Here is a 411-nt window from a genome sequence, read left to right as displayed (position 1 = left end):
GTTTATCGTTTTCTGACAGAAGACTCCTTCCTCAAAAATGTGAAGGTGTGAAACACCAATTTTAGGTGGGAGATGAATGTCAGTAGGCGTAAGCCTACGTTTTTTGTATACTGTAGATATACTATGAAAAAGTGAGGTGCAACCTATGTTAGTAAATAAGGCATATAAATTTCGTATCTACCCAAATAAGAAACAAGAAATATTAATTGCTAAAACGATTGGTTGCAGTCGCTTTGTATTTAACCATTTTCTTGCTCTTTGGAATGATACGTATAAAGAAGCGGGAAAAGGATTAACCTATCCTTCTTGCTCTGCCGAGCTTACGCAATTAAAAAAACGACAAGATACGCTTTGGTTAAAAGAAGTAGATAGTACCGCTCTTCAATCCTCATTGAAAAACCTCGCAGATGC

Annotated in this window: 1 protein-coding gene; it reads left to right on the top strand. The window is 36.5% G+C overall.

The window, feature by feature from the left end:
• Positions 1–145: 145 nt before the first annotated feature.
• Positions 146–411: helix-turn-helix domain-containing protein (locus MR065_RS27175; protein ID WP_242215747.1), on the top strand; the 266-nt coding region annotated here is incomplete at its 3' end.

The sequence above is a fragment of the Bacillus cereus group sp. BfR-BA-01383 genome, assembly GCF_022663495.1.
Classification (GTDB): domain Bacteria; phylum Bacillota; class Bacilli; order Bacillales; family Bacillaceae_G; genus Bacillus_A; species Bacillus_A cereus_AU.
The sequence above is the reverse complement of the archived record's forward strand: the minus strand, read 5'-3'. Positions and strand labels throughout refer to the sequence as shown.